This window comes from Citrobacter sp. wls708, assembly GCF_005281255.1.
Taxonomy (GTDB): Bacteria; Pseudomonadota; Gammaproteobacteria; order Enterobacterales; family Enterobacteriaceae; genus Citrobacter; species Citrobacter werkmanii.
This window is the reverse complement of the sequence record NZ_SZXE01000034.1, coordinates 107,710-128,277: the sequence shown is the minus strand read 5'-3', so window position 1 is coordinate 128,277 and position 20,568 is coordinate 107,710. Positions and strand designations below refer to the sequence as shown.

At 51.5% G+C, this 20,568-nt stretch carries 20 protein-coding genes and 3 pseudogenes; 17 read left to right on the top strand and 6 right to left on the bottom strand.

The annotated features are described in order from the left end of the window. Positions 1-252: 252 nt before the first annotated feature. Positions 253-672, top strand: a complete 420-nt coding sequence (locus FDW97_RS19225; RefSeq protein ID WP_137351488.1) for a translesion error-prone DNA polymerase V autoproteolytic subunit — start codon at positions 253-255, stop codon at positions 670-672. A 2-nt stretch (positions 673-674) separates the two neighbouring features. Further along, the gene (locus tag FDW97_RS19220; RefSeq protein ID WP_137351487.1) at positions 675-1,940 is read left to right on the top strand and encodes a Y-family DNA polymerase; all 1,266 of its coding nucleotides are present in this window, start codon (positions 675-677) and stop codon (positions 1,938-1,940) included. Between the two features lie 18 nt (positions 1,941-1,958). Here FDW97_RS19220 and FDW97_RS19215 read toward each other — a convergent pair. Continuing rightward, positions 1,959-2,075 (bottom strand): annotated as a pseudogene (locus FDW97_RS19215) (LysR family transcriptional regulator); the annotation flags it as partial. A gap of 3 nt (positions 2,076-2,078) precedes the next feature. Between FDW97_RS19215 and FDW97_RS19210 the strand changes: the two are divergent. Then, a pseudogene (locus FDW97_RS19210) lies at positions 2,079-2,354 on the top strand (alpha/beta hydrolase); the annotation flags it as partial. Positions 2,355-2,535: 181 nt separating this feature from the next. Beyond that, positions 2,536-2,622, top strand: a pseudogene (locus FDW97_RS23670) (SAM-dependent methyltransferase); the annotation flags it as partial. A gap of 56 nt (positions 2,623-2,678) precedes the next feature. Here the strand turns inward: FDW97_RS23670 and FDW97_RS19200 are convergent. After that, complete coding sequence (locus FDW97_RS19200; protein WP_042308241.1) at positions 2,679-2,873, bottom strand: hypothetical protein; 195 nt, start codon at positions 2,871-2,873, stop codon at positions 2,679-2,681. A 615-nt stretch (positions 2,874-3,488) separates the two neighbouring features. Here FDW97_RS19200 and FDW97_RS19195 point away from each other — a divergent pair. The 3 genes from FDW97_RS19195 to FDW97_RS19185 all read left to right on the top strand — a co-directional run bounded on the left by FDW97_RS19195 (position 3,489) and on the right by FDW97_RS19185 (position 6,773). Continuing rightward, positions 3,489-3,764, top strand: coding sequence for a metal/formaldehyde-sensitive transcriptional repressor (locus tag FDW97_RS19195; protein WP_003833178.1), 276 nt, complete (start codon positions 3,489-3,491; stop codon positions 3,762-3,764). Between the two features lie 32 nt (positions 3,765-3,796). Beyond that, entirely contained in the window at positions 3,797-4,915 is a 1,119-nt protein-coding gene (locus tag FDW97_RS19190; protein WP_038640779.1) for an S-(hydroxymethyl)glutathione dehydrogenase/class III alcohol dehydrogenase, read from the top strand. Between the two features lie 169 nt (positions 4,916-5,084). Further along, positions 5,085-6,773: a methyl-accepting chemotaxis protein gene (locus FDW97_RS19185; RefSeq protein ID WP_085048150.1), complete on the top strand. Its 1,689-nt coding sequence runs from the start codon at positions 5,085-5,087 to the stop codon at positions 6,771-6,773. A 39-nt stretch (positions 6,774-6,812) separates the two neighbouring features. Here FDW97_RS19185 and FDW97_RS19180 read toward each other — a convergent pair whose 3' ends face one another. Continuing rightward, complete coding sequence (locus tag FDW97_RS19180; RefSeq protein ID WP_038640774.1) at positions 6,813-7,736, bottom strand: LysR substrate-binding domain-containing protein; 924 nt, start codon at positions 7,734-7,736, stop codon at positions 6,813-6,815. Positions 7,737-7,966: 230 nt separating this feature from the next. On the opposite strand from FDW97_RS19180, the gene FDW97_RS19175 reads away from it, so the two are divergent. The 5 genes from FDW97_RS19175 (at position 7,967) to rimL (ending at position 13,220) form a co-directional block, all read left to right on the top strand. Then, positions 7,967-8,869: a manganese-dependent inorganic pyrophosphatase gene (locus FDW97_RS19175; RefSeq protein ID WP_137351486.1), complete on the top strand. Its 903-nt coding sequence runs from the start codon at positions 7,967-7,969 to the stop codon at positions 8,867-8,869. A gap of 121 nt (positions 8,870-8,990) precedes the next feature. After that, positions 8,991-10,334, top strand: a complete 1,344-nt coding sequence (locus FDW97_RS19170; protein ID WP_137351485.1) for a VOC family protein — start codon at positions 8,991-8,993, stop codon at positions 10,332-10,334. 193 nt (positions 10,335-10,527) lie between these two features. Next, positions 10,528-12,183 (top strand): glucan biosynthesis protein D, encoded by a 1,656-nt coding sequence (locus tag FDW97_RS19165; protein ID WP_038640767.1) that lies wholly within the window; start codon positions 10,528-10,530, stop codon positions 12,181-12,183. 166 nt (positions 12,184-12,349) lie between these two features. Further along, on the top strand, positions 12,350-12,574 hold the full coding sequence (locus FDW97_RS19160) for a YdcH family protein (RefSeq protein ID WP_038640766.1): 225 nt from the start codon (positions 12,350-12,352) through the stop codon (positions 12,572-12,574). A 100-nt stretch (positions 12,575-12,674) separates the two neighbouring features. Continuing rightward, positions 12,675-13,220, top strand: a complete 546-nt coding sequence (rimL, locus tag FDW97_RS19155) for a 50S ribosomal protein L7/L12-serine acetyltransferase (protein ID WP_137351484.1) — start codon at positions 12,675-12,677, stop codon at positions 13,218-13,220. Here the strand turns inward: rimL and ydcK are convergent. Next, on the bottom strand, positions 13,212-14,192 hold the full coding sequence (gene ydcK / locus FDW97_RS19150; RefSeq protein ID WP_137351483.1) for a YdcK family protein: 981 nt from the start codon (positions 14,190-14,192) through the stop codon (positions 13,212-13,214). The genes rimL and ydcK overlap by 9 nt on opposite strands. A 113-nt stretch (positions 14,193-14,305) precedes the next feature. Between ydcK and tehA the strand changes: the two genes are divergently transcribed. The 3 genes from tehA (at position 14,306) to FDW97_RS19135 (ending at position 16,733) form a co-directional block, all read left to right on the top strand. After that, positions 14,306-15,307, top strand: a complete 1,002-nt coding sequence (gene tehA, locus FDW97_RS19145) for a dicarboxylate transporter/tellurite-resistance protein TehA (RefSeq protein WP_085048156.1) — start codon at positions 14,306-14,308, stop codon at positions 15,305-15,307. Then, positions 15,307-15,903 carry a tellurite resistance methyltransferase TehB gene (tehB, locus tag FDW97_RS19140; protein WP_137351491.1) on the top strand — a complete coding sequence of 199 codons (597 nt, stop codon included), beginning with the start codon at positions 15,307-15,309 and terminating at the stop codon, positions 15,901-15,903. Before tehA ends, tehB begins: the two co-directional genes overlap by 1 nt. 155 nt (positions 15,904-16,058) lie before the next feature. Further along, positions 16,059-16,733: a DUF3313 domain-containing protein gene (locus tag FDW97_RS19135; protein WP_085048158.1), complete on the top strand. Its 675-nt coding sequence runs from the start codon at positions 16,059-16,061 to the stop codon at positions 16,731-16,733. Between the two features lie 37 nt (positions 16,734-16,770). Here the strand turns inward: FDW97_RS19135 and FDW97_RS19130 are convergent, their stop codons facing one another. Further along, positions 16,771-17,679 carry a DMT family transporter gene (locus FDW97_RS19130; RefSeq protein WP_087856570.1) on the bottom strand — a complete coding sequence of 303 codons (909 nt, stop codon included), beginning with the start codon at positions 17,677-17,679 and terminating at the stop codon, positions 16,771-16,773. 185 nt (positions 17,680-17,864) lie between these two features. Here FDW97_RS19130 and FDW97_RS19125 point away from each other — a divergent pair, with 185 nt between their 5' ends. Continuing rightward, positions 17,865-18,734, top strand: a complete 870-nt coding sequence (locus FDW97_RS19125; protein ID WP_085048160.1) for a helix-turn-helix domain-containing protein — start codon at positions 17,865-17,867, stop codon at positions 18,732-18,734. Here FDW97_RS19125 and FDW97_RS19120 read toward each other — a convergent pair. Then, entirely contained in the window at positions 18,717-19,883 is a 1,167-nt protein-coding gene (locus tag FDW97_RS19120; RefSeq protein ID WP_137351482.1) for a benzoate/H(+) symporter BenE family transporter, read from the bottom strand. The genes FDW97_RS19125 and FDW97_RS19120 overlap by 18 nt on opposite strands. Positions 19,884-19,988: 105 nt before the next feature. On the opposite strand from FDW97_RS19120, the gene FDW97_RS19115 reads away from it, so the two are divergent. Continuing rightward, complete coding sequence (locus FDW97_RS19115) at positions 19,989-20,525, top strand: helix-turn-helix domain-containing protein (protein WP_042308263.1); 537 nt, start codon at positions 19,989-19,991, stop codon at positions 20,523-20,525. The last annotated feature ends 43 nt before the right edge of the window (positions 20,526-20,568 follow it).

Genomic DNA, 20,568 nt, shown 5'->3' with positions numbered 1-20,568 from the left:
GATGAACATGAGGTGAACGGAACCCTTTCCCTGAAATAGCATGTTTATTACCTACGCCAATACCGTCCTTATCGTTCCGGTTAAATGAACATCTTCCTCTGCGGAATAAAACAAAAAATTATTTTTCCAGACACGATAAAAGCTTACCGACGAGATGATTAAACAATACCCAGTTCGCTACTCTCGTCACTTGATCGCCGTCCTCATTAAAACTACTGTATATAAATACAGTTAAGTGAGAGGCCGATTATTATGTTGTTTTTCCAGCCTGCAAAACGTCGACAAACGAAAAATTTTCCCCTGTTCAGCGACCTTGTGCCCTGTGGTTTTCCTTCTCCGGCGCAGGATTACGTTGAGAAAGGTATCGATCTCAATGACCTGCTGGTACAGCATCCCAGCGCAACCTATTTTGTAAAATCATCGGGTGATTCTATGGTCGGGGCGGGGATCGGTGAGGGTGATTTGCTGATTGTCGACAGCGCCAGAAACCCGGCTCATGGAGACATCGTGATTGCCGCCATTGAGGGAGAATTCACCGTTAAACGTCTGCAATTGCATCCAATTGTGATGCTCAAGCCAGAGAACAGAACCTACGCGCCCATTATCATCGGCAGCGAGGACTCGCTGGATATCTTTGGCGTGGTGACCTTTATCGTTAAGGCGGCTGGCTGATTATGTTTGCCCTGGTGGATGTTAATTCGTTTTACGCCAGTTGTGAGATGGCATTCCGGCCCGATCTGAAAGACAAACCGGTTGTCGTTCTTTCCAATAACGACGGTTGTGTTATCGCCTGTAGCGCGAAGGCTCGGGCGCTTGGCGTCACAATGGGCGCTCCGTACTTCAAACAGAAAGATCTGTTTCGGCGCTACGGCGTGGTGTGTTTTAGTTCCAACTATGAACTGTATGCGGATATGAGCAGTCGGGTCATGTCTATCCTGGAAGACCTCTCTCCACATGTGGAAAGGTACAGTATTGATGAGGCATTCTGCGATTTGACGGGAGTAAGAAATTGTAGGGATCTGACGGATTTTGGTCTCGAAATCAGGGCCACAATTCTACAGAAAACACGCCTTCAGGTTGGCGTTGGCATCGCCCAGACCAAAACGCTGGCAAAGCTCGCGAATTACGCCGCCAAAAAATGGCCGCAACAGACTCGCGGAGTGGTGGATTTATCAAATATTGACCACCAGCGTAAGCTGATGGCCGCACTCCCTGTCGGTGAAGTGTGGGGCGTGGGCCGCCGTATCAGTAAAAAACTGGACGCGATGGGGATTAAAACCGTCCGTGACCTGGCTGATACCGACATTCGCTTTATTCGCAAACACTTCAACGTAGTTCTTGAACGAACCGTACGGGAATTGCGCGGTGAGTCGTGCCTGGCGCTGGAAGAGTTTGCGCCGGTTAAACAGGAAATCGTCTGTTCACGATCGTTTGGTGAAAAACTCACGGATTACAACGCGATGCGTGAAGCGATTTGCACCTATGCCTCACGTGCGGCGGAAAAGCTGCGCGGGGAGCATCAGTTCTGTCGGTTTATCTCTGTGTTTATCAAAACCAGTCCATTTGCCCTGAAGGAATCTTATTACGCTAACAGCGCGTCGGTAAAACTGCTGATCCCGACTCAGGACACCCGGGAAATTATGAGTGCGGCAACGCGCAGCCTGGACGCTATCTGGCGAGAGGGGCAACATTATCAAAAAGCGGGTGTGATGTTGGGCGATTTTTTCAGTTCTGGCGTGGCGCAACTGAATCTGTTTGATGGCAACGCACCCCGGAGCCACAGCGCGGAATTAATGATGGTGATTGATCGGTTGAATAAAAAGGGACGTGGGACAATCTGGTTTGCCGGACAGGGGATTGAACAGCCGTGGCAAATGAAACGAGAGATGCTCTCACCTCGCTATACGACGCGTTTTACTGATTTACTGCGCGTCAGGTGAGTCTTAATACCTGCTGATTCAAATTTTTAATGTATCGATGACGGCTCGCAGGGCAGGTGACACGTTACGGTGCGGGTAATACAGAAATGAACCATCCAGACGCTGACTGTAACGTTGCAGAACCCGGATAAGCGTGCAAAAGAAGTGGATCGCAATCGCATCGGCTTACTTGGTATCTGCGGTTGGGGCGGGATGGCATTAAATGACGCAGCAATGGATACACGTGTTAGGCCGTTGCGACCAGCGTAAATGCCCCTGTCGTTTATGAATATGCCGCTGCTATACGCCAATGAAATTACTGTTCCTGTGCTGATCTTAACGGGTGAAAAAGCGCACTCACGTTATTTTGCCGAAGACGCTTTTAAGGCCGTTGGTAGTAAAGATAAAGAGCTGGTGGTCGTTCCGGGGGCTAACCGAACTGGAGACGAGAAGTATTTCGCTAATTATGCCACCCAGAAAAACACTCGACGATTATATCAACAATGAATTCGACCCATCTGACTTGGCTGCAATTTATAACGTGTGTCGCCTGAAGTGTGAGGTGAAATTTAAGAACGCTTGCCACGCCTCTGGTATAGCCATTAAGGGGGGAGTGATGTTACAGCAAACCATTTTGGACGTGTGTTGCGGCCCCCGCATGTTCTGGTTTAACAAACTGGACACCCGCGCCGTGTTCGCAGATACATAGCACAATAAAAAAGCAGGATAATAATCCTGCTTTGATCTGTGGTTTCTTAGTTATTTTCCAGACAGTTTTCTCCAGATACTCTGGCTAATGCCAAAAGCAACAGCTAAGAAAACAAGACCAGACCAACGCTCTATCCCTTGCGCCATCACCAGCATAGCAACTCCGATACATCCAAGAGGAATAGCAGTGATAACAAAAAGAATAATACCCCAAAAAAATTGGCCTGCAGTGGGCTCTTGAGACATGACAACACCTTTAATGAAGGAAACCGTTAACTAACGCGCGATTTTTTATGGTTATTATATAGTTCCATGTAGCACTGAGGCTTCTGTGTTTGCTGTACCTTCCCTGGGCGTGTCTGCTAATTTTACAAAAGTAACTAGTTGTTTCAACTCCTATTTATGGTGGGTGCTATGCTTCCCACGTTTGTCTGCTAAGTCGCGATTAACCAGCCTCTACTCCTGAGTGGGAGTAAATCACGCTGGCGGTTTGAGTGTACAACAGCAAACGATCTGGTTGTTGTGGTCGGCGGCGTGGAATACCCACTAACTCTCACGGTAAACGGCAAAAAACCTGACGCCAACGGGAATGTTATTATCAGCACCGGCACAACTGCTGCTGTAACGGGCGTTCGTCTGGGGACGGTGATTTCCGACTAACCTCATTTTTAGGAATCCGGGGCGCAGATTTTAGGGGCAAAAACGCCCTAGGGGGCATAAATGGGGGCATAGAAAAGACTGCATATGTCCGCATATGGCTGATAGCGACTTAACATAATTCTATGATATTTAATAATTCTTATATTTTACAAATATGTAAAAATTCTGATAGTATACCCCCCTATAGTATCTGGAGGGCGTATGCCACATTCACCTGAAGATAAAAAACGTATCCTCACCCGTGTTCGCCGTATTCGCGGTCAGGTTGACGCGCTTGAGCGGGCGCTGGAGTCCGGCGAACCGTGCCTTGCGATCCTGCAACAAATTGCCGCTGTACGCGGCGCATCCAATGGCCTGATGGGCGAAATGGTGGAGATCCACCTGAAAGACGAACTGGTCAGCGGCGAGACAACGCCAGACCAGCGAGCCGTGCGTATGGCTGAAATCGGCCATCTTCTTCGCGCTTATCTAAAATAACACCATCACCTCGCAATAATGGGAAGAGACCAATGAAATCACGTGCAGCAGTTGCATTTGGCCCCGGCCAACCGCTAAAAATTGTCGAAATCGACGTCGCACCGCCAAAGAAAGGTGAAGTTCTGGTTAAAATTACCCACACTGGCGTGTGTCATACTGACGCTTTTACGCTCTCAGGCGACGATCCGGAAGGGGTGTTCCCGGCGGTGCTTGGCCATGAAGGCGGCGGTATTGTGGTTGAAGTGGGTGAAGGCGTCACCAGCCTGAAAGCGGGCGACCATGTCATCCCCCTGTACACGGCAGAATGCGGTGAGTGTAAGTTCTGTAAATCAGGGAAAACCAACCTGTGTCAGGCTGTACGCGCCACCCAGGGCAAGGGGTTGATGCCGGATGGCACGACTCGCTTCTCCTATAACGGCGAGCCGATTTATCACTATATGGGCACCAGTACCTTCAGTGAATATACCGTTTGCGCGGAGATCTCACTGGCGAAGGTTAACCCGCAGGCTCCGCTGGACAAAGTGTGCCTGCTGGGCTGTGGCGTCACTACCGGGATCGGGGCAGTACATAACACCGCGAAAGTGAAAGAAGGCGATACCGTGGCCGTATTTGGTCTTGGCGGTATCGGCCTGGCGGTGATTCAGGGCGCGGTGCAGGCGAAAGCCGGACGTATTCTGGCCGTTGATACCAACCCGGAGAAATTCAAACTGGCGGGTGAAATGGGCGCGACGGATTTCATCAACCCGAATGATTACGATAAACCGATTCAGGATGTGATTGTTGAGCTTACCGATGGCGGTGTGGACTTCAGCTTTGAATGTATCGGCAACGTTAACGTGATGCGTGCGGCGCTGGAATGCTGCCATAAAGGGTGGGGCGAGAGCATCATCATCGGCGTGGCAGGCGCCGGACAAGAAATCAAAACGCGTCCGTTCCAACTGGTTACCGGGCGAGTCTGGCGCGGTTCGGCGTTTGGCGGCGTGAAAGGGCGCACTCAACTCCCGGGAATGGTCGAAGAAGCGATGAGCGGAAAAATCCAGTTGGATCCGTTTATCACCCATCGCTTACCGCTGGAGCAGATTAACGAAGCATTCGATTTAATGCATCAGGGTAAGTCCATCCGTACCGTTATCCACTTTGGCGATAACTGATTCATTGGCCAGCGGATTTATCCGCTGGCACTTTCCTGAATTTTTTAGAATTATGTTGTGAAAGTGTGACGAATACGGCGCTTTTTACGGTAAGTAAACCTCACGGATTGCCGATGACTATCTAACGGGCGTGTTTTCACGCATAAACCCTACAAGAGAGTCGACGGTCATGGACAACACAACATCGATGCAGGCCCAGCATAAACTGGGATTTCTGCATCAAATCCGACTGGTTCCGCTGTTTTCCTCCATTCTCGGTGGCATCCTTCTGTTGTTCGCCTTAAGTTCAGGGCTGGCAAGCTATTTTCTTATGCAGGCCGATCGCGATCAGCGCGACGTGACCGACGAGATTCAGGTCAGGATGGGGTTATCTAACAGCTCTAACCACTTACGCACCGCACGTATCAACATGATCCATGCCGGCGCGGCGAGCCGTATTGCCGAAATGGATGACATGAAGGCCAATATCGCCGAGGCAGAAAAACGGATTAAGCAATCGCAGGACGGCTTCAATGCTTATATGGCGCGTACGGTGAAAACGTCTGCTGATGAAGCGTTAGACGCCGAATTAAGCGCCAGTTTCAAAGCCTATACCGACGGTTTACAGCCGATGCTGAAATACGCTAAAAACGGCATGTTTGAAGCGATTATCAACCATGAAAATGAACAGGCCAGACCGCTGGATTCCGCTTACAACAAGGTGCTGCTGAAAGCCATTGAGATTCGTACTGCCAGGGCGAATAACCTCAGCGAGCAGGCGCACCAACGTACGCAACTTGGTATAGCGTTTATGCTCGGCGCATTTGCCCTCGCGTTGGTGCTCACCGTGATGACGTTTATCGTTCTGCGCCGCACCGTTATCCATCCTCTGTTACGTGCAGCCCTGCGCATCGAGCAAATTTCGGCAGGCGACCTGACCATGCCGGAGGAACCGACCGGGCGCAGTGAAATTGGTCGCCTGAGTCGTCATCTGCAAACTATGCAGCATTCGCTGGTGAAAACCGTGGGCACGGTGCGCCAGGGGGCAGAGGAAATTTATCGCGGTACCAGTGAGATTTCTGCAGGGAATACCGATTTGTCCTCACGTACAGAGCAACAGGCCGCGGCGATTGAAGAAACGGCGGCCAGTATGGAAGAGCTAACGGCTACGGTGAAGCAAAACGCTGACAACGCGCACCATGCGAGCAAGCTGGCGGAAGACGCTTCCGGCAAGGCGAGTCGTGGCGGTCAGATGGTTTCTGGCGTGGTGAAAACCATGGGCAATATCTCAGGTAGTTCGAAGAAAATCTCTGAAATCACAGCCGTTATAAACAGCATTGCTTTCCAGACGAATATCCTGGCGTTGAACGCGGCGGTAGAAGCGGCGCGGGCGGGAGAGCAGGGACGCGGGTTTGCCGTGGTCGCCAGTGAGGTACGCACGCTGGCGAGCCGAAGCGCGCAGGCGGCAAAAGAGATTGAGGGGTTGATCAGCGAATCGGTACGACTCATTGACCAGGGCTCCGATGAAGTGGTCGCGGCGGGCAATACCATGACGGATATTGTCGATGCGGTAAAACGCGTGACCGATATCATGCTGGAAATTGCGGCGGCCTCTGATGAGCAGAGCCGGGGCATTGTGCAGGTGAGCCAGGCGATTTCGGAGATGGATAAGGTGACGCAGCAAAACGCCTCTCTGGTTGAAGAAGCGTCGGCCGCAGCGGCATCGCTGGAAGAACAGGCAGCACGTTTAACTGAAGCCGTCGGTACATTCCGCTTAAATGGGGGAAGCGCAATAAAGCGCGCTGCTGGTACCAAAATATCGGGCCATTCAAGTCTGCAGGCAGCAACGGTCAGTGATGATAACTGGGAAACGTTTTAACACGCTAAAAGGGACCAGATGGTCCCTTAATTTTGGGTATCAAAACGGTATGGTTTTGCGTATCGCGCCAATGAGGATTTGCGCGGCAGAAGAAAGCTGCACGTCTACACGGGTAAGAATGCCAATAGGTTCACCCGCCCCGTGGGTGGGAATCGGCAATGATACCAACGTCGCCTGACGTAAATCTTCCCGGACCGCGCCTGACGGCACAAACCATACATAGTCGTAGTCAACCGTCAGCTGGCGGGAAAGCGATGCTGACAGCGTTTCGATGCAGCCCGGCGGCATTTTGCAACCCTGGCTTTGCAGCAGTGTCTCCGCGTGCTGACGAGGAGCGGTTCCTTTTGGTGACACCACAACGGGCCATTCCATCACCCGACTCAGCGTGATGGTTTCCTGCAACAACGGGTGGTTAGGCCGCACTACCAGTTTGAGCGACTCAAGAAACAACAGCTCGTAATTCAGACCGACCATTAATTCCGGATCGGCCATCCGACCGATACCGAGATCGATTTCTCCCGATTTTAAACCGGCCAGAATCATGGGATTACTCATGGTGGCAACTTGCAGCGTCGTCTCCATTTGCTGCTTATGGAACGGACCGATTACCGCCGGAAGAATACCCAGCGCAGCGGTGGGTAAGGCCCCAATCCGTACGACGTCAGTCTGCGACTCTTCGCGCTGGTTTAACGCCTGTCCGGCCGTATTGAGCGCGTCCAGTACTCTCACCGCGTGGGTAAGAAACTGCTCGCCGGGCAATGTTAACTGCGCGCCAAGGCGACCGCGTTCAAACAGCCGGGTACCGGTCAGTTGCTCCAGTTCATTCAGTGTTTTGGAGAGGGCCGGCTGGCTCAGATTAAGGGTTTCAGCCGCGCGCCCCAACGTTCCCTGTTGTGCAACGGCGACAAAAGTATGCAGGTGGCGCAAGCGAATGCGCTGATTGAACAGAACATTTTTTTCCATAAGCGATGTTAAAAACAGAGCCGTGTCGGTGACAAGTGAAGTTGTTCGTTTTTGATAACTTGATAGCAAAATATTATTAACATTTATCGTATTTTACTTACAACTTATTTATTTTGCTCGTGTTTTGTACAGCCAGGCAGGGTGGTGGGATCATGGAAGGGAATGCACCCAGTCGTTATACTTTAAATATTGTTTGCTTTTGCACCCTTTCTCTCACAAGGCACTGATTAATGATACATGTAGTAGGACACCTTAATCCCGATAGCGATGCCATTTGCACTGCCGCAATGACGGCGCGTTGGCTTACCTTACGCGGTCAGCAGGCCACGGCATGGCGTCTGGGTGAACCTAACCGCGAAACGCAGTTTATCTTTGCGCAAGCGGGGCTGGCACTTCCTGAACGGCTGACGTTTGAGTTGACCGATCGTGACGTCTGGTTGGTTGATTTCACCGAACCTGCCCAGGGGCCGCAATCGCTGGCAGACAGTAACGTCGTGGGGATTATCGATCACCACCGACTCGGTGGATTAGTCACCCGTCTGCCGCCAGAAGTGTGGGTGAAGCCTGTCGGCAGTAGCGCGACGCTGTTATGGCAACTGATGTCGGAAGATGAGCGTAGCCAGTTATCTCCCGCGGAGGCCGTTTTGTTGCTGGGTGCCGTGTTGAGTGACACTGTCACGCTTCGTTCACCCACGACCACCGCTGATGATCGTTTGGCGGTCGATGCGCTGGTACAAAAGGCCGGTGTAGACCTGGACGCCTTCAGTCGCGACCTGCTGTCTGCCAAAACGAGCGTGGAAGGGATGAGCGCCCGCGAACTCCTGCAGAAAGACATTAAAACCTTCACTATCCATGGGCATCAGGTCTGTGTGGCGCAGCTTGAACTGTACGCGCTGCAGCAGGTTGATACAGTGCTGGATGAATTACGCCAGGAAATGACGCGCTATGCGCAGGAAAAGAATGCCGCGCTGGTTGTGCTCATGCTCACCGATATTAATCTGGGCGACACCAGTCTGTGGTTTGCCGGTTCTGAGCTTTCTGGCATCCCGCAGCCCTGCAAGGTGGAAGGTATGCTCAGCCGTAAAAAACAGATGCTCCCCTGGCTGGAAAGTCATTTAAAACCACGCCAGTAGGTTCGGTTCGCCGTCTGTATGGGGTGGGAAACTTACGCGGGGTCACACTTTGTAAATTCTTCCCACCGGACTTTGCAGCGTTCTCTACACTCCAGGTAATATTCACTGGAGGCATGACATTATGGCGAACACCATCACGGCAGATGAGATTCGGGAACAATTTTCGCAGGCAATGTCAGCAATGTACCAGCAGGAAGTACCGCAGTATGGCACGTTGCTGGAACTTGTCGCTGATGTGAATCTGGCGGTACTGGAAAATAATCCGACGCTGCATGAAAAACTGGCTAATGCGGATGAACTGGCCCGGCTAAACGTTGAGCGCCACGGCGCCATCCGGGTGGGCACTGCGCAGGAGCTTGCTACGCTGCGCCGGATGTTTGCCATTATGGGCATGTATCCGGTGAGTTACTACGACCTCTCTCAGGCCGGCGTCCCTGTACATTCCACGGCGTTTCGGCCCATCGACGATGCATCGCTTTCGCGCAACCCGTTTCGGGTATTCACCTCGTTATTACGGCTCGAATTAATCGAGAACGTAGCGCTGCGGCAAAAGGCTGCGGAGATCCTTGCAAAACGCGACATTTTCACTCGTCGTTGTCATGATCTGCTGGATGAGTTTGATGCGCAGGGCAGTTTTACGCCTGAGCAGGCGCAGGAGTTTGTCCATGAAGCACTGGAAACCTTCCGCTGGCATCAGCACGCCACGGTAGATGAAGCGACCTATCACGCATTACACAACGAACACCGGCTGATTGCCGATGTGGTGTGTTTCCCTGGTTGTCACATCAACCATCTGACGCCGCGCACGCTGGATATTGACCGGGTACAGTCCATGATGCCGGAATGCGGCATAGAGCCGAAAATATTGATTGAAGGGCCGCCGCGCCGCGAGGTGCCGATTTTATTACGTCAGACCAGTTTCAAAGCGCTGGAAGAACCGGTGCTGTTTGCCGGTGAAATGCGCGGCACTCACACGGCGCGTTTTGGCGAGATTGAACAGCGCGGCGTAGCGCTCACGCCGAAAGGCAGAGCCTTGTATGACGAACTGTTGAATAAAGCGGGAACGGGAAAAGACAATCTGACGCACCAGTTGCATCTTCAGGAGGTATTCAAGGCATTCCCGGATAGCGAGTTTCTGCTGCGCCAACAGGGACTTGCCTGGTTTCGTTATCGACTGACGCCATCAGGTGAAGCGCATCGCCAGGCCATTCGCCCGGATGACGATCCGCAACCGCTCATTGAGCGCGGCTGGCTGGTTGCGCAACCTATCACCTACGAAGATTTCTTACCGGTTAGCGCTGCGGGGATTTTCCAGTCAAATCTGGGTAATGAAACTCAGGCTCGCAGCCATGGGAATTCCAGTCGCGACGCGTTTGAAGAGGCACTGGGTTGCAGGGTATATGACGAATTTATGCTGTATCAGGAGGCTGAAGAGCGAAGTAAACGGCGGTGTGGTTTACTTTAACAGAATTTACACGGGATTCAGTCTGTTCCCATCGACATAAAATATTTTCGATTTTGTACAGATAATCGGCGACCAACAATTGGATTATTAATGAATTTTGTCTAGAGTGAGCGGTCAGAAATGTGCACTCTCTTGCCGCAGATTTTGACCGGCGCGGGACCATTTACACGACCAGAAGGACTCACTTTCAGGCATGAATCGCAGACGATTTATTAAAGGTTCAATGGCAATGGCCGCCGTGTGCGGAACCAGTGGTATTGCATCACTCTTTTCCCGCGCCGCCTTTGCGGCAGAGTCTGACATTGCAGACGGAAAAACCGTACGTTTTGATTTTTCCGTTCTGCAATCGATGGCCCACGACTTAGCACAGAAACCCTGGGGCGGCGAGCCGCGTGCGTTACCCGACACGCTGGCGAAATTGACGCCGCAGGCCTACAACAGCATTCAATATGACGCAGAGCAGTCTCTGTGGAACAATGTTGAAAATCGTCAGCTTGATGCGCAGTTCTTCCATGTGGGAATGGGATTCCGCCGCCGGGTTCGCATGTTCTCGGTCGATGACAGTACGCATATGGCGCGTGAAATCCACTTCCGTCCGGAGTTGTTTAAATACAACGACGCGGGTGTGGATACCAAACAACTGGAAGGGCAAACTGACCTCGGGTTCGCGGGTTTCCGCGTATTTAAAGCGCCAGAACTGGCTCGTCGTGATGTGGTTTCTTTCCTCGGCGCCAGCTACTTCCGCGCAGTGGATGACACCTACCAGTACGGTTTATCGGCGCGTGGGCTGGCGGTAGATACCTATACTGACAGTAAAGAAGAGTTTCCTGATTTCACCGCTTTCTGGTTCGAAACGGTTAAACCGGGCGCGACCTCCTTTACCGTGTATGCGCTACTCGATAGCCCAAGCGTAACAGGTGCCTTTAAGTTCGTGATCCACTGCGAGAAAACGCAGGTGATCATGGATGTACAAAACCATATCTACGCGCGTAAAGACATCAAGCAGCTCGGCATTGCGCCGATGACCAGCATGTTCAGCTGCGGCAACAATGAACGCCGGATGTGCGACACCATTCACCCGCAGATTCATGACTCCGATCGTCTGGCGATGTGGCGGGGCAACGGCGAGTGGATCTGCCGTCCGCTGAATAACCCGCAAAAACTGCAGTTCAATGCCTATACCGATAACAACCCGAAAGGGTTTGGTTTACTGCAGCTCGATCGCGACTTCTCTCATTACCAGGACATCATGGGCTGGTATAACAAGCGTCCGAGCCTGTGGGTCGAACCGCGTAACCAGTGGGGCAAGGGGACCATCGGCCTGATGGAGATCCCGACGACTGGCGAAACGCTGGATAACGTCGTCTGCTTCTGGCAGCCGGAGAAGTCGATTAAAGCCGGCGATGAGCTGGAATTTAAATATCGTCTGTACTGGAGCGCGCAGCCGCCGGTACGTTCGCCGTTGGCTCGCGTGATGGCGACCCGTACAGGCATGGGCGGCTTCCCGGAAGGATGGGCGCCGGGCGAGCACTACCCGGAGAAATGGGCGCGTCGTTTTGCCGTTGACTTCGTCGGTGGCGATCTGAAAGCCGCTGCGCCGAAAGGCATTGAGCCGGTGATAACGCTCTCCAGCGGTGAAGCAAAACAAATTGAGATCCTCTACGTGGAGCCTATCGACGGCTACCGTATCCAGTTTGACTGGTATCCGACGTCTGACTCAACCGACCCGGTAGATATGCGTATGTTCCTGCGTTGCCAGGGCGACGCCATCAGCGAAACCTGGCTGTATCAGTACTTCCCGCCAGCGCCGGATAAACGTCAGTACGTTGACGACCGTGAGATGCGTTAATCACTCCTTTTACGGCTCTCCTGAGGGGGAGCCGTATCTGCAATCTTTCTGAAAATAGTCTGTACGCTATTTACTCGATCCTGTTCGCATTTTTCTGTATGGGAAATGGGTACTCTGGAGCTGTGTATTTCTTATACACGTTCTTGTCCACTAACAGGGAGAAAGTATGTTTCCAGAATACAGAGACCTTATTTCCCGACTGAAAACCGAGAACCCTCGCTTTCTGTCCTTATTCGAAAAACACAACAGCCTTGATCATGAGATCTCCAGACTGGAAGGTGCGGATGGTCGGGGGTATAGTTTGGACATTGTTCGCCTTAAGAAACAGAAACTCCACCTGAAGGAAGATCTGCTCAAAATTTTGCAAAAAGAGAGTGTCGGTGAGAGCTAAGTAAAACAGCGCTTGCTGTGTAAAAGGGCTTCCAAAAGGGAAGCCCTTCCTGTTTTATGATGAGCAGAATTAGCTGCTTAACGATCGTAACGGAAAGAAAATGCCAGAAGTGATAACCATTAATGATTCGCTGGAACTGCGTGCCGTCGAAGAACAACACGTCACCCCTCTGCATCAGTTGGTGCTGAAAAATAAAACCTGGCTCCAGCAGTCGCTGAACTGGCCGCAGTTTGTCGAATCCGAGGACGACACGCGCAAAAACGTGCAGGGAAATATGATGTTGCACCAGCGCGGCTACGCCAAAATGTTCCTGATTTTTGCACAACAGAATCTGGTGGGTGTCATCGCGTTTAACCAGATAGAGCCGCTGAACAAAGCGGCCTATATTGGTTACTGGCTGGATGAAGCTCACCAGGGTAAGGGCATTATGTCCCTGGCGCTACAGGCATTGATTCATCATTATGCGCAGCGCCAGGAAATTCGCCGCTTTGTGATTAAATGCCGCGTAGAAAACGTTGAGAGCAACCGGGTGGCATTGCGCAATGGCTTCCAACTGGAAGGATGTTTACGACAAGCGGAGTTCCTCAATGGCGATTACTATGATGTGAATCTCTATGCCCGCATCATTGATGTTCCCTCAGAATAAGCCTGCGATAGGTGTGCGCGTAATGCGCTGCTCACCATTGATCACCTTCGGCCCGCGCAGATGAATAGCATCGCCATCAAACGCTTCAATGTGCGCCTGGCCGGTTATCTCAATGTGATTCTCAACCAACACTTCTCCAAGAACGCAGGCGTGACCTTCAACCAGGATGTGATCGTCAAGCTGGATTGGTCCGCCGCGTAATGTAGCATGTCCCCCGACCAACACATGGTGCTTCAGCACGCAATTACCCTCGACTACCGCGTGTTCTGCCACCTGTGAACTGTAGCGCAGGGTAGGAATAGCATCTTCATCGGTTCCGGCGATGACGCGCGCATGCCCGTAGACTTTGGCGCAATCGCAAATCCAGACATTATTCTCTTCATTACCTTCCACCTGGGCAAAATCAAAAACTTCCGCCCGATGTTCAATAAAGGCGTAGTTGATTTTCGCATCGCCATAGATCTGCGCCTGATGCACTACGCGTGAGTTGCTGATGGTCGCCCGATCGTAAATCTGCAGCAACTGGTCGTTTTCAACAGTGAGTCCCCTGGCGGCAATGATTTCGGATCCACATACAACGCGTGCATTACCCCAGAGAAGGCACTCGCCGCGAATAACCGAATCCTGTATCGTGACGTTGTCACGTATTTGTGCGTGATGGCTGATTTCAGCCCGGTCAATCCACACGGCATCGCCTATTTGCGCACCATCTCTGACGACGCTTGCCTGAGTAACCCGGGCGTTTCCGGTTATCGATGCGCCGGAAAATGCGAGCGCATTTTCATCGTAAATCCAGCAATCACCGCTTTGCGACAAGACGCTTTCGTCATCAATCCAGCCGCCAGGTGTACCGGCGGTAACATCATTAAAATCAATGAGCGCAATGATTTGGCGTAGTAATACGCTTTTTTTATTGCCATTATCCTGGTAACTAAAGGAGCGAAGCTCATCGCTGAGTCGATATTTGGTCATTGCTCATTTCCATGTTGCGCACCTTAGTTAAACGTAGCAAAGTTTTCCGCACTGGCTAAACCGGCTGAAATTCCATAAAATGCATTTCAAATATACTTTAAAAAATAAACAAAATGAGTAAGAGCAAACAGAGTGAACGGGTCCTCAATCTTCCGGCCGGTTATTTTGGCATGGTACTGGGGACAATCGGGATGGGATTCGCCTGGCGCTATGCCAGCCAGATTTGGCCGGTGAGCCACTGGATTGGCGACGGTTTAGTGATTCTCGCCATGGCCATTTGGGGGCTGCTGACGCTGGCTTTTATGTATCGCTTGCTGCACTTCCCGCACAGCGTACTGGCTGAAATTCGTCACCCGGTGATGAGTAGCTTTGTCAGTCTGTTTCCGGCCACAACCATGCTGGTAGCCATTGGCTTTGTTCCCTGGTATCGACCGCTGGCGATCGGGTTATTCAGCATTGGCGTGGTGATACAACTGGCGTACGCGGCCTGGCAAACGGCAGGGTTATGGCGTGGAGCGCATCCAGAGGAAGCCACCACGCCTGGTCTGTATCTGCCGACCGTCGCCAATAACTTTATCAGCGCAATGGCTTGTGGTGCGCTTGGTTTCAATGATGCCGGAATGGTGTTTTTGGGGGCAGGCGTATTTTCCTGGCTCAGCCTGGAACCGGTGATCCTGCAACGTTTACGTAGCTGCGGGGAACTGCCAGCGGTCTTACGGACTTCTCTTGGCATTCAACTGGCGCCCGCGCTGGTCGCTTGCAGCGCCTGGCTTAGCGTCAACGGCGGTGAGGGGGATACGTTAGCCAAAATGCTGTTCGGCTATGGTCTGCTGCAACTTCTGTTTATGCTACGTCTCATGCCATGGTACCTGTCGCAACCATTTAATGCCTCGTTCTGGAGCTTCTCGTTTGGCGTGTCGGCCCTGGCGACGACGGGCCTGCATCTGGGACACGGCAGCGAATCAGGATTTTTTCATACGCTGTCTATCCCTCTGTTTATTTTTACCAATTTTATCATTGCATTATTACTGATACGTACGCTTGCTTTGCTGCTGCAGGGAAAGCTGCTTATCCGCACAGAACGTGCTGCACTACTGAAATCTGAGGATAAATGATGACTCATTGCGACGAAAACTACTTTACTGAGAAATACGATTTAACCCGTACGCATTCCGATGTTGTTGAAGCGGCAAAAGTGGTCGCGCCAGGTAAAACATTAGATCTGGGCTGCGGTAATGGTCGTAACAGCCTGTACCTTGCGGCAAACGGCTATGACGTTACCGCATGGGATAAAAACCCCATGAGCATAGCGAACCTTGAACGTATTAAAGCGGCGGAAGGACTGACCAACCTGCATGCGCAAGTCGCGGATCTTAACGCCTTACGCTTTGATGGCGAATATGATTTTATTCTTTCTACCGTTGTGCTGATGTTCCTTGAGGCTAAAACTATCCCGGGACTGATAGATAATATGCAGCGCTGCACGAAGCCAGGCGGATATAATTTAATCGTTGCGGCAATGGACACTGATGATTTCCCGTGCACTGTTGGTTTTCCGTTTGCGTTTAAAACGGGTGAATTACGCAACTATTACAGCGGGTGGGATCTGCTGAAATACAACGAAGAAGTGGGTGAACTTCATCGTACGGATGAAAATGGTAATCGCATTAAACTGCGCTTTGCTACTATGCTGGCACGCAAAACTGTCTGAAGTTCCTGTCTGGGTTAACTCTCTCTGCGTTCAGCATTTTTTATGTTGAGCGCAAAGATAAAATTGTGCGGTCCTTACCATTTTTAGTGCATCCAAAATGAATCTGTTTTGCTATTCTTTTTAGGCATCATTGCGAAAACTAAAGGGATCGTTTCATGCGTACTCATACTTTATTTAAAGTTGCAGTGCTTACTGGCTTGTTGGCATTATCCGGCTGTGCGTCAAAAGTGACCGAACCGGATAAATATTCTGGGTTTTTAAAAAATTACTCTGATCTGAAGGAAACAAAATCGGCAACCGGACAAACGGTACTCCGTTGGGTTGACCCGAACTACAACGAATCCAAATATGACAACATTGTATATAACCCGGTAACGTATTATCCGGTTCCTAAACCTACAACGCAGGTAGGGCAGAAGGTTCTTGATCAACTACTGACCTACACCAATACACAGTTGAAATCCGCAATCAGTAAACGTAAACCCCTGGTGACTACCCCTGGGCCACGTAGCCTGATTTTCCGCGGGGCAATTACCGGTGTAGCGACCAGTAAAGAAGGGCTGCAGTTCTACGAAGTGATCCCGGTTGCGCTGCTGGTTGCGGGAACGCAAATGGCAACGGGCCACCGTACCATGGATACCAACCTCTACTTCGAGGGTGAGTTGATTGATGCGGCGACCAATAAACCGGTCATTAAAGTTGTACGTAAGGGTGAAGGTAAAGATCTGAACAACGAAAGCACGCCGATGGCGTTCGAAACGTTGAAGAAAGTTGTTGATGACATGGCGACTGATGCTTCCATGTTTGATGTGAACAAAAAAACACAATAATAATGATGAACGCACCATCTAAGGATGGTGCGTTTTTTTATGCCGTCCGGCGACGATATACGAGCTTACCCATCAGCGCTTCTGGTCGGGCAAACATCACCAGATTCCCCAGCAAAATCAATACTAATCCCACAATCGCATTTACCTGCCAGATATACCCTTCATACAATGTTGACAGCGTCAGTGCGACCAGAGGAAAAAGCAGCGTACTGTATGCGGCCTTACTGGGACCAATGCGACCGACCAGTGTGAAATAGGCGCCAAAGGCAATCACCGAACCAAAAATAGCCAGGTACAGCAGTGCACTAAGATAGCTGAAAGTCCACTGCGGAGTGAAGTCATCGCCACGCACCAGCGCAATAGCGGCGATCAGAAATGTACCGTACAACATGGCCCAGCTATTGGTGGTCAATACTTCCAGCCCTTTTTTCTGATGGCGCAGACTTATCATGTTGCCCAATGAAAAACCAAAGGTTCCCAGAGCGCTTAAGCCGATGCCCAGCAGAAGTGAATGGTTGAACCCACTGTTGAGTAAGTCCTGCCAGAACAGGGTGACAATGCCAGTCAGACCGAGACCGGCGGCAATATAAAAGCGCATCGGCGGTTTTTGACCGAAAAACAGAAAGCTATTGACCGCATTGAACAGGACGGCCATCGAGAAAATCACCGATTCAAGGCCCGTGTTAATCCACGCCGCAGCCGTATAAAAACACCAAAAGTTAAAGCAAAAAACGCATCCGCCTTGTAACAGACAAAACAGATGGTCACGACCAGATAGTTTGCGTAATTTACCGCTAACCAGCAGGATTATTATCATTACCGAGCTGGCAACGGCAAAGCGCCAAAAGATAGAAACCGGCGCTGAAACCGGTCCTTGTTGCAGATAAATGGCAATCCATGTCGTCCCCCAAATCACCACCACCAGGCAGTACAATAGTGCGTTCATACAACTCTCTCTTTTTGATCTTCAGGCGCACACTGTGTCACGTTGGGTAGCAGGGGGCTTTCATCAGATTGCGGTGGACTTGCAAAATCTTGCGCTTTTTTTCGCGCAAATGTGAAAAGGAAGCTGTTAACAATATGTAGCTGATATAGACTGAAAGCCTGCTAACTTATTTTGAATGTGATGGTATGTCTCAGCCCTACGGTGCCTTTGAAAACTTACGCAAACACAATGCCGTGCTGCACGAGTCGGTTGCGTTACATTCAGGGATCCAACTGGCGGCCTGGTCAAATAAGCGTGATACCATTACCCAGTATTGCGATCACCATACCCTCAGCTTATACATCGCCGATGGTTACGAGAGTTACCACAAGACGGCCGGCGGCTGGAAGAATGGCGGTGGGCCGGACCGTTTTTGCCTGATGCCGAAAGAGAGCGAATCCAGTTGGGATATTCGTGACGATCTTTCCTTTGTTCATCTCTATTGTACGGACGGCCATTTGCGCGAAGTGGGTGAAAAAGTCTGGGACAAAAGCCCTTATAGCTTCACGCTGGATGAGCATACGTTTGGCAGCGATCCGGGGATAACAGCGGTTTATCGTCAGTTTTTACTCGGGAATGACTGGCAACAACCGGCCAACCATCTCACGCTCAGCGCCGCGTCTTCGCTACTGCTCACGCATCTGATCCAGCATTACAGCAACGTCCAATGGCAGTTGCCCGTTGTCACCGGGGGACTTGCGCCTGCCACATTGCGCAATGTACTGGCCTACATAGAAGCGCATCTGGCGTACCCCATTACCCTGAGCGATTTGGCAAGTGAGGCGGCGCTGAGTGAGTTCCATTTTGCCAGAATGTTTCGCCAGTCAATGAATATGGCGCCGCATCAGTACGTTATGCAACGACGCATGGTATTAGCCCAGCATCTGGTCTGTCATTCTTCCCGCAGTTTGTCGGATATTGCGATGGCTTGCGGGTTCAGTTCAGCGAGCCATTTCAGCAACCGGTTTAAGCAGGTGACGGGTAAAACGCCAACGCAGTTACGTGCGGCGAAATAAAGTAAACACCGCGTAGCACACACCTCCGGCGATCAGCCCCCAAAATGCAGACCCAACCCCCCATAGCGTCAGGCCACTGGCAGTGACCAGAAAAGTAATGATAGCCGCATCACGCTCGGATTCATGATGTAATGCCTGGTATAAGCTGCCGCTAATCGTGCCAAGCAGCGCCAGGCCCGCCAGCATTTGGATCCAGCTTACGGGCAAGGCCGCCATCAGTCCGGTGACCGAACCGCCAAAAACCCCTGCCAAAAGATAGATGACACCCGCCGCCGCCGCGGCAAGCCAACGTCGCGTTGCATCAGGATGCGCTTCGGAACTTTGGCAAATTGCCGCGGTTATGGCGGCAATGCAAATGGAATAGACGCCAAAAGGGGAAAACAGCAGCGCCAGCAGACCGGTAAAGACAATCAACGGTGAAACGGGTAACGCATAACCTGACGCCTTCATGGTGGCGATACCAGGTGCATTTTGCGAGGCCATGGTGACCAGAAACAGCGGGAGGGCGATGCTAATGCTGTGGGCAAATGAGAAATGCGGGGCGATAAACTCAGGTAACACTGGAGATAAACTTACCTCATTAGTGACAATGTCACCTTTTATCAGCGCGATGATTATACCTATCAGCATCGCGGCGATTGTCGCATACCGTGGGGCAATGACTTTAAACGCTAACCATGCCACCAGCATGCTACCGCATAAGATAAGCTCACTATTAAGGCTACTGAACGCCTGCAGGCCAAAGCGTAGCAGGATCCCGGCCAGCATGGCTGACGCCAGCGAGTGGGGGATTATTTTCATCAGTCGGGCAAAGAGTCCGGTTACGCCGCACAGCACAATTAAGGCGTTAGCCACGATGAAAATACCGATCGCGTCCTGAATCGTTACCCCTTGCAGGCCCGTAACCAGCAGTGCGGCGCCGGGCGTTGACCATGCAGTGAGAACAGGGGCGCGATACCATAATGTCAGCGCCAACGTACTAACGCCCATCGCTATTCCCAGCGCGGTCATCCAACCCGCAATTTGCCCTGTCGTCGCACCTGCGGCCAGCGCCGCTTGCCAGATAATGGCTGCCGAACTGGCATAACCGACCAGCACCGCGACAAAACCTGATAGTACAGTAGGCAGAGGGATTGAAAATGTGCGCATAGCAACTCCGTGTGCGTTATAACGGTCAGCCACTGTAGCACTGTGCGTTATAGCGTACAAGTGCTAAGCTGTAGCCTTGAGAAGGAAGGGCGAAGGAGGAGAAACATGGATAACTTAACTCACTATCTGGCGACGACGCTCAGGACGCTGCGCCACCAGCGGGAATGGAGCCTCTCGCGTCTGGCGGAGGAAACCGGCGTGTCAAAAGCGATGCTGGGGCAGATTGAGCGCAATGAATCCAGCCCTACAGTGGCGACATTGTGGAAAATCGCCACCGGGCTGAATGTCCCATTTTCAACGTTTATTTCGCCTCCTGAGTCAGACGGCACGCCGTCTTTCGATCCCCAACACCAGGCGATGGTCGTCACACCGCTGTTCCCATGGGATCCTCAGTTGTGTTTCGATCACTTTTCGATACTGCTGGCGCCCGGCGCGCTTAGTGAATCCACGCCACATGAAAGCGGTGTTATAGAGCACGTAGTGGTGATTAGTGGACTGCTGGATATGTGCATTGATGGTCTATGGCGTACCATTAAAGCCGGTGAAGGTGTCCGTTTTGCCGGCGATACGGCCCATAGTTACCGTAACAGCGGTGAACAAACGGTTCACTTTCATTCGCTGATCCATTACCCGCGCAGTTGATCGGGAAAACTATTCCGAAATGCCGCGCTTGTGACTACAATAG

Coding starts and splice junctions, on each gene's coding strand:
- FDW97_RS19225 (WP_137351488.1), top strand. CDS start 253: ATGTTGTTTTTCCAGCCTGCAAAACGTCGACAAACGAAAAATTTTCCC.
- FDW97_RS19220 (WP_137351487.1), top strand. CDS start 675: ATGTTTGCCCTGGTGGATGTTAATTCGTTTTACGCCAGTTGTGAGATG.
- FDW97_RS19200 (WP_042308241.1), bottom strand. CDS start 2,873: ATGTCTCAAGAGCCCACTGCAGGCCAATTTTTTTGGGGTATTATTCTT.
- FDW97_RS19195 (WP_003833178.1), top strand. CDS start 3,489: ATGCCACATTCACCTGAAGATAAAAAACGTATCCTCACCCGTGTTCGC.
- FDW97_RS19190 (WP_038640779.1), top strand. CDS start 3,797: ATGAAATCACGTGCAGCAGTTGCATTTGGCCCCGGCCAACCGCTAAAA.
- FDW97_RS19185 (WP_085048150.1), top strand. CDS start 5,085: ATGGACAACACAACATCGATGCAGGCCCAGCATAAACTGGGATTTCTG.
- FDW97_RS19180 (WP_038640774.1), bottom strand. CDS start 7,736: ATGGAAAAAAATGTTCTGTTCAATCAGCGCATTCGCTTGCGCCACCTG.
- FDW97_RS19175 (WP_137351486.1), top strand. CDS start 7,967: ATGATACATGTAGTAGGACACCTTAATCCCGATAGCGATGCCATTTGC.
- FDW97_RS19170 (WP_137351485.1), top strand. CDS start 8,991: ATGGCGAACACCATCACGGCAGATGAGATTCGGGAACAATTTTCGCAG.
- FDW97_RS19165 (WP_038640767.1), top strand. CDS start 10,528: ATGAATCGCAGACGATTTATTAAAGGTTCAATGGCAATGGCCGCCGTG.
- FDW97_RS19160 (WP_038640766.1), top strand. CDS start 12,350: ATGTTTCCAGAATACAGAGACCTTATTTCCCGACTGAAAACCGAGAAC.
- rimL (WP_137351484.1), top strand. CDS start 12,675: ATGCCAGAAGTGATAACCATTAATGATTCGCTGGAACTGCGTGCCGTC.
- ydcK (WP_137351483.1), bottom strand. CDS start 14,192: ATGACCAAATATCGACTCAGCGATGAGCTTCGCTCCTTTAGTTACCAG.
- tehA (WP_085048156.1), top strand. CDS start 14,306: ATGAGTAAGAGCAAACAGAGTGAACGGGTCCTCAATCTTCCGGCCGGT.
- tehB (WP_137351491.1), top strand. CDS start 15,307: ATGACTCATTGCGACGAAAACTACTTTACTGAGAAATACGATTTAACC.
- FDW97_RS19135 (WP_085048158.1), top strand. CDS start 16,059: ATGCGTACTCATACTTTATTTAAAGTTGCAGTGCTTACTGGCTTGTTG.
- FDW97_RS19130 (WP_087856570.1), bottom strand. CDS start 17,679: ATGAACGCACTATTGTACTGCCTGGTGGTGGTGATTTGGGGGACGACA.
- FDW97_RS19125 (WP_085048160.1), top strand. CDS start 17,865: ATGTCTCAGCCCTACGGTGCCTTTGAAAACTTACGCAAACACAATGCC.
- FDW97_RS19120 (WP_137351482.1), bottom strand. CDS start 19,883: ATGCGCACATTTTCAATCCCTCTGCCTACTGTACTATCAGGTTTTGTC.
- FDW97_RS19115 (WP_042308263.1), top strand. CDS start 19,989: ATGGATAACTTAACTCACTATCTGGCGACGACGCTCAGGACGCTGCGC.